The organism is Microcoleus sp. C2D2, assembly GCF_036702495.1.
Lineage (GTDB): Bacteria > Cyanobacteriota > Cyanobacteriia > Cyanobacteriales > Microcoleaceae > Microcoleus.
On record NZ_JAUBTO010000041.1, the window covers coordinates 48260 to 55277 of the forward strand.

Annotated in this window: 5 protein-coding genes and 1 pseudogene; 3 read left to right on the top strand and 3 right to left on the bottom strand. The window is 43.4% G+C overall.

The window, feature by feature from the left end:
• Positions 1–81: 81 nt before the first annotated feature.
• Positions 82–2166 carry an elongation factor G gene (gene fusA / locus QUB61_RS15600; protein WP_333129769.1) on the bottom strand — a complete coding sequence of 695 codons (2085 nt, stop codon included), beginning with the start codon at positions 2164–2166 and terminating at the stop codon, positions 82–84.
• Between the two features lie 334 nt (positions 2167–2500).
• Between fusA and QUB61_RS15605 the strand changes: the two genes are divergently transcribed.
• Positions 2501–2818 (top strand): hypothetical protein, encoded by a 318-nt coding sequence (locus QUB61_RS15605; RefSeq protein WP_333129767.1) that lies wholly within the window; start codon positions 2501–2503, stop codon positions 2816–2818.
• A gap of 152 nt (positions 2819–2970) precedes the next feature.
• A pseudogene (locus tag QUB61_RS15610) lies at positions 2971–3358 on the top strand (IS607 family transposase); the annotation flags it as partial.
• A gap of 50 nt (positions 3359–3408) precedes the next feature.
• Here the strand turns inward: QUB61_RS15610 and QUB61_RS15615 are convergent.
• On the bottom strand, positions 3409–3894 hold the full coding sequence (locus QUB61_RS15615; RefSeq protein WP_333129765.1) for a hypothetical protein: 486 nt from the start codon (positions 3892–3894) through the stop codon (positions 3409–3411).
• Between the two features lie 500 nt (positions 3895–4394).
• Here QUB61_RS15615 and QUB61_RS39920 point away from each other — a divergent pair, with 500 nt between their 5' ends.
• Complete coding sequence (locus QUB61_RS39920) at positions 4395–4817, top strand: helix-turn-helix domain-containing protein (RefSeq protein WP_445300246.1); 423 nt, start codon at positions 4395–4397, stop codon at positions 4815–4817.
• Between the two features lie 560 nt (positions 4818–5377).
• Here QUB61_RS39920 and QUB61_RS15620 read toward each other — a convergent pair.
• Entirely contained in the window at positions 5378–5671 is a 294-nt protein-coding gene (locus QUB61_RS15620) for a transposase (RefSeq protein WP_333129763.1), read from the bottom strand.
• Positions 5672–7018: the final 1347 nt, after the last annotated feature.

Below are 7018 nucleotides of genomic sequence, written 5' to 3' on the forward strand. Positions count from 1 at the left end.
GCCTCCTGTTTGCCTGTGCGATCGAGGCTCTTCCTCGCTTACATCGGTTCCCAGGCCGAGCCTAGGAACCCATTGAATTAACTACTTGGCGGCTTGACGCTCTTTCGCTTCCTTGATCACTTCTTCCGCGATGTTGCTCGGACAAGGAGCATAGTGCGAGAAGGACATGGAAAACTGGCCGCGCCCAGATGTCATAGTACGCAAGTCGCTAATGTAACCAAACATTTCGCTCAACGGCACATCTGCCTTGATCCGTGCTCCTGTCTGGCTTGTCTCCTGAGATTTCATCATCCCCCGGCGGCGGTTGAGGTCGCCGATCACGTCGCCCATGTAATCATCTGGAGTGAATACATCAACATTCATAATCGGTTCGAGCAACTGAGGCCCCGCTTTAGGCAGAGACTGCCGGTAGGCCGCTTTAGCAGCAATTTCAAAAGCCATTGCTGACGAGTCAACGGGGTGGAAACCGCCTTCTAGTAGGGTGAATTTCAAGTCCAAGCAGGGGAATCCCGCCAAGACGCCTTTGTCGATGCAGCTTTCAAAGCCTTTTTCGACCGCTGGCCAATATTCTCTCGGCACGCTACCACCGGTCACTTTTGACTCAAACTGGAAGCCACTTCCAACCTCACCAGGCTCGATCACATAGCCGATTTTGGCAAATTGACCGGAACCACCTGATTGCTTTTTGTGGGTGTATTCGTCTTCGAGGCGCTTGGTAATCGACTCGCGGTAGGCTACCTGTGGTTCGCCGACTTCTACTTCGATGCCGTGGGTGCGCTTGAGAATGTCTACTTTGATGTCGAGGTGTAACTCGCCCATCCCCTTGAGAATCGTTTCGCCGCTTTCTTGATCCGTCACCATGTGGAAGGATGGGTCTTCTTGCACCATCTTGGTGAGGGCTGCTCCCATTTTTTCTTCGCCGCCTTTTTGTTTCGGTTTGACCGAAATCGAAATAACGGGATCGGGGAATACCATCGGCTCTAGGGTGGCGGGATTTTTGGGGTCGCAGATGGTGTGTCCGGTGCGGACGTTTTTCATGCCCACGATCGCCACAATGTCCCCGGCTTGGGCCGATTCAATTTCTTCGCGAGAGTTGGCGTGCATTTCCACCAAACGGCTGACGCGCTCGGTTTTGCCTGTGGCGGTGTTGAGTATGGTGTCGCCCTTGGAGAGAGTACCGGAGTACAGGCGCGTGAAGGTTAGAGCACCGTAGCGATCGTCCATGATCTTAAACGCCAGTGCCCGCAATGGCCTGTTGGGATCGACGATCGCAAACTCGCCGGTTTCCTCGCCCTCGAGATCGACTTCTGGCTGCGGTGTGACTTCCATCGGGTTCGGCAGGTAGTCAACTACGGCATCGAGAACCAACTGCACGCCTTTGTTTTTAAACGATGAGCCGCAGTAGGTGGGGAAAAATGCCCGATCGCGAGTACCTTTACGAATGCAGCGCTTGAGGTCGTCGATGCTCGGCTCGTTGCCTTCGAGATACTCTTCCATCACTGCGTCGTCTTGCTCGACGGCCAGTTCGATCAACTTTTCGCGCCAAGTTTCGACATCATCGACCATATCGGCGGGGACATCTTTAATTTTATAGTTCATCGGATCGCCGGAGTCATCCCAGATCCAGGCTTTGCGGGTCAGCAAATCGACTACGCCGCAAAACTTTTCTTCTATGCCGATCGGCAATACCATCACCATCGGTTTAGCGCCAAGGATTTTATCGACTTGCTCGACAACGCGGTAAAAATCTGCACCCGTGCGATCGAGCTTGTTGATGTAGATGACGCGAGCGACTTTGGAATCGTTAGCGTAGCGCCAGTTTGTTTCAGATTGCGGTTCAACTCCACCCGAACCGCAGAACACACCAATGCCACCATCAAGAACCTTCAAAGAACGGTACACCTCGATCGTAAAATCGACGTGTCCGGGAGTATCGATAATGTTGAGCTGATGCTCGTTCCAGAAGCAGGTGGTAGCAGCGGATTGAATCGTAATACCGCGCTCTTGCTCCTGTTCCATGAAGTCAGTCGTCGCCGCCCCTTCGTGAACTTCACCAATTTTGTGGATTTTACCTGTCAGTTTCAGGATTCTTTCTGTTGTGGTGGTCTTGCCAGCATCTACGTGGGCGAAAATGCCGATATTTCGATAACGAGTGAGATCTTTCATAAAAAAATTCGGGAGGTGGGAAACGAGCGTGTCTTTAGACCGCTCGTGGAAAACGGCTCGGCGGTTTCAACCGCCGTGAATCTTTCCATTACACGGGGATTGCTAAATTCGGTGTACTTCTGTGATGTACTTTCGATGGGACAATTACCATCTCGAAGGTCGCAACCCGCTCACGCATAATGTTTGCTCTTTTATGAGCCTCCCTTGCGGGGTAATGTTAGCTTCGACCTGGTTATCTGGGCTCTTTCGGCTTACAACACTGTTGAGCGTGACTTTAGAACTGTTTAATTGAAAGCGACAGAGCGGAAAACTAGCTTCGCATTCAAGGAGTGTTGTGACCCAAATAACGGCTGCTCTTTCGAGCGGTCTCGTCAGTACAGCTTGCTTCGATTTCTCTTACAAGCTCAACGGCTTTAGCCTTGAGTTACTGACAATTACTGTTGAGATTAAATGCGACGAACCGTCCGCCACCACCTGCAAGCACGACAAGCGAGGAATCAATGTTGCCAGCGTGCCACCAGTACAGGCTAGATTTCCTTTTCCCTGTTTCTGGCAGCACTACCTTAATTTTGACACTTCCTCGTCATTCCTGCGAAGGATTCTTGGTTTAATAAGTACCCCAAGCCTGACCACTGATAAAAATACCCCCTGACGAAGGTTAGTAACTGAAAGATATTTATTAGACATCCCTTGACATTCCTCCCCAAATGGGTAACTATTAAGCTGTAGTTTCTATCATCAACCGATAGGGAGAATATTTCTGAAGTGACCATAAGTATTGGATATGCCGCCTCATAATTAGGCATATCCACCAAAACTTAAGACGTTGGACGGATACTGCGAAGATCGAGTTTGAGCGGTCGCCCACAGGGCAACGACGTTTCTTTCTCGCAGATATCAAGCGGATCACTCAACCGAGATTTCAATCAGTTAGACGACCGCATAACTATTAATTATGCCCGTGTTAGTAGTCATGACCAGAAAGCTGACGAGAGTACGTCAAGCGCAAGTATTAGAAGCTTTTAGTGCTACTAATGGCTAGCAATTTGAAACAATCCAAGATTTAGGTAGTAGTCTAAACTATAACAAAAGAGGACTTCAAAAACTTCTTAAACGAATTATGCAGGGTGATGTAGGTCGTCTAGTTTTAACTCATAAAGACCGAATATTGAGGTTGGGCGCTGAATTGGTTCACGAGGTGACAACGCCGTCAAAACGTCTGTATCATCAGGGACATAGCCCTCAAACCCCTCTGGAAAACTGGTAGATTTTCCGTCTTATTGCCATTAATTCCTCAATCATTTTTTCACAACCTTCTATTCCTATTACCCAAGAATGACCATACAATCCCATCCAAAAACTACTATGTCGGCGTATAGTTCGATTAACTTCTTTGAGGCAGCCCACATATTTTTGGATACCAATTTTTTGAATTGCTTTTCCTTGTAAAGTGGCGCAAATGTACGCCAAAGCTATCAATAAAATTAAAGTTTTCAAGCGCTCACTAGAAACGTGACTTTTTTCAAGATTATAGCCGATAGTTTTACAATCTTTGAACATAGCTTCGATTCCACTCCGACATTTAAATGTGGCGACAGCTTCTTTCAGAGTTCCTAAATTTGTGAGCAGATACCAACCTTCGTCTTCCCCATGACCTCTATATCGACGCTGACAATAACCTGCAATATCAAATAAGCCAAACCCTTTTTGCTTGCGGTTCTTGAACATCCTTAAAATAAAAGCTAGTACCTGGCATTAAACCTAAATCACTTAACCGTTTAAAATTTTCTCCTTCTTCAATATATCGCCCTTTTTGTATTCTTACAGCGGTTGCCGCTGTAATGAGGTACAGTAGCAGCAATGAGTAAACCAACTTCTTAAATGTTTATGGTTCATTAACTTAAGGAAACTCCAATAATTTTATCAATCATTGACGTGGTTTTTGGAGTGAATCTTCGTAAAAAAGATTTAAGCTGTGACTACCATTGCCTCAATGGGATTAAAATCTGGAGAATATGGAGATAAGCTCCGGACACTTGCACCGCAAGATTTAATTATTGGTACAATTGATGCTAATTTATGGGCGGGTAAGTTATAGAAATTTACTAAAATAATGCTACAGTTAGTAGGTGTACCTTTTGTGAATTAGTACCAAAATATAAGGAGAAAAATGTCAGTCCTGTGTCAAGATTGAAATTAGGGAAACAGAATCTGAACAGAAAGCTCTTCTGAGGAAAGAAAAAGATGCGACTCGCTACGAAAAACTGCAAGTCCTGTATTGGCTCAAGACGCAAACGGTAGAAACCGTATTATCGGCTGCTGTGCGGTTAGGAAAATATCGTACCACAATACAAAGATGGTTGTCTAGCTATCGAGCGGGAGGAATAGAAAAATTATTATTTCAGAAACCCCGTTCGGGAAGACCAAAAATAATGAACTGCGAAACTATAGAGAGATTATCAAACCAATTGCAAGAGCCAGAAGGATTCAGTAGCTACAAAGAAGTACATCAATGGTTGGCAAGCTGCTGTGAAGTAAAAGTGGCATATCGGACAGTACATCAGTGGACCAGATATAGGCTCAAAGGAAAATTAAAAGTCCCACGTCCTGTGAGTAAAAAACAGAAAGCAGGGGCAGTAGAAGAATTTTAAAAAAACTGTCATCTCTAATTAAAAGCAGTCTGAGCCAGAGTGAGAGCTTTTTAAAACAGTGGAAAAAAGTGCGATATTGGAGTGAAAATGAAAGTCGAATGGGGTTGCATACAATTCAAAGAAGAAAGTTAACTAGGAGCGATATAAAACCGCAAGTCCAAGTGCTATGTGATTTTATTTATTTGTGGCTGTACGGGCCAGTAGAACCACTAACAGGAGAGAGTTCTTTTTACAAGTTTACGCATCTGGATACAGTATGCTTTGAAAAATTCTTAGAGCTATTTGCTAGTAAGTATCCACTTGATTTACATATAATTTAAGTAGATAAGGTCGGATTTCATAACTCTTTAAATTTGAGTATACCAGAAAATGTGATTTTATTGTTTCAACCTGCTTACAGCCCGGAAGTAAACCCAATAGAAAGACTCTGAGGGTAGATAAAAGAACAATTGAAATGGTTGAGATTTGAACAAATAGAGGAGTTGAGAGCTGCGGTGCAAAAAGAGTTAAACAAGTTGACGAATGAAATCATTGGTTCTTTGACGGGATGGCAATTCATTTTAGAGACTATATTTGTAGCAGAACTTTATGAAATTGGTATTATCCATAACTACTACGGCTCCTTTCCATAATTGAGGACATAAAAATTTTTCAATAAATACGGCAAATGCTCGTCCATCCATTGAATCATTCATTGTCATCACTGCTAGCACTTGGTTCATACTAATTGCGCCAATAGCTGTGACTTTTGCCCCTCGATAAAATGGTTGAATTTCGGCAACTCTTGTTCCATACTGAGAACGAGAATGAGTCCTAGTCAAACTCAATAAAATACCTATTTCATCCAAAAGCACGCTAGTTTTCTGGCTTGATATCCTTGATTTTCTCCCAATAGTCCACTCTCAATTTTTGGACTCTTTCTGTCGCAGCTTGGCTACTGTACCATGTTTTTTTTTCGATTTAGCTCTAATTTTTGTAAGTAACGACACATGGCTGCCCGACTCACCCAATTTCCGGTTTTTTGTGCAAATAATTCACACAACTCTACCTGCATTGGCATCGGGATGCTCTGCGACTAGCGCTCTGACTTCTTCAGATTTAGAAGTCAGATGACGCTCATTGCGGTTTTCCCCTTTGTTTAGATTGTAAATTTCCCTCAGTTGGTTGTTGCTTGAGCAGTTTTTGAACTTGAATTTTACTAACATTAAATTAGTCGGCTACTTTCCTAATTGACATTTTTCCTACTAAATATGCTGTCACTATTTTTTTTCGCTCGATCGAGTGAATATGCTTTCATTAGCTTTGATTACACAATGATATTTTATTATTGATTGTACCTCATAACAGCGGGAACCGCTGTAAAACAAACCTTACATTCTTTTCGCCTAACCATTTGGCAAGTTTGACGCTACCAAATTCGCGCTCATAGGAGACCGCGAATTTATATTTTCTTTTCAGCGGACAAATTGTGATAATTAATTTTTTTTGCTCTCGGATATTACTGCACCCTTTTTTGGGTAAAATCTGCCAGTACAATGGTAAAGCTCTTTGCTGCCAAATTAGGCAGATGAAAAATATATTTCGGTCACGCCACTGCGTCCTATCAATAGCAACTATCAATTCTTTCTGTTTGTTGAATTGAGTCCAAAAGAAGTATTTAATCAGAGGAAACCACAGTTTTTCAATAGTTCGATCCGGTAATTTCACAAATATTTGAATGGCGCGCCTTCTACTCTCAAATGCGAGCGGGTATGGCATGACTGTTGCTAGCAATTCAATGCTTACTTGTTGATGTGCTTGTAGCAGAAAAACTAAAATTTGCCGAGTTAAGTATTCCGCTTTTTTTAGTTGTCTTGAAAAACAATTTTAGTAAAATTGAGGTAACATTTTATATAGATGGGGTTGCTTATGAAAAGTGACCCCATCTTTTTTTACCATAAATGGGTCTAACCTTTGTTAGCTATGGGTCAAGACCGGGTTGTCACCCCCTGAAATCTGTCTACTGTTACCTCAGCACTTGGGCAAATTTTTCGTACTAATTATTTATAATTACCACTCATGTCTATACTTACTTCTTCTATCTGTTCTAACACTTTTTCTCCCCATTGCCGCATTACCTTTTATGTAAGGATTCAGGTAAAAAATAGTTCCGCAGAGAGCCGAAAAATATGGTAATGTAGTCAGATGAGCGAAAAGCCAGA

Excerpts from the sequence above, each read along its gene's own strand:
- fusA (WP_333129769.1), bottom strand. The coding sequence starts at position 2,166 with ATGAAAGATCTCACTCGTTATCGAAATATCGGCATTTTCGCCCACGTA.
- QUB61_RS15615 (WP_333129765.1), bottom strand. The coding sequence starts at position 3,894 with ATGTTCAAGAACCGCAAGCAAAAAGGGTTTGGCTTATTTGATATTGCA.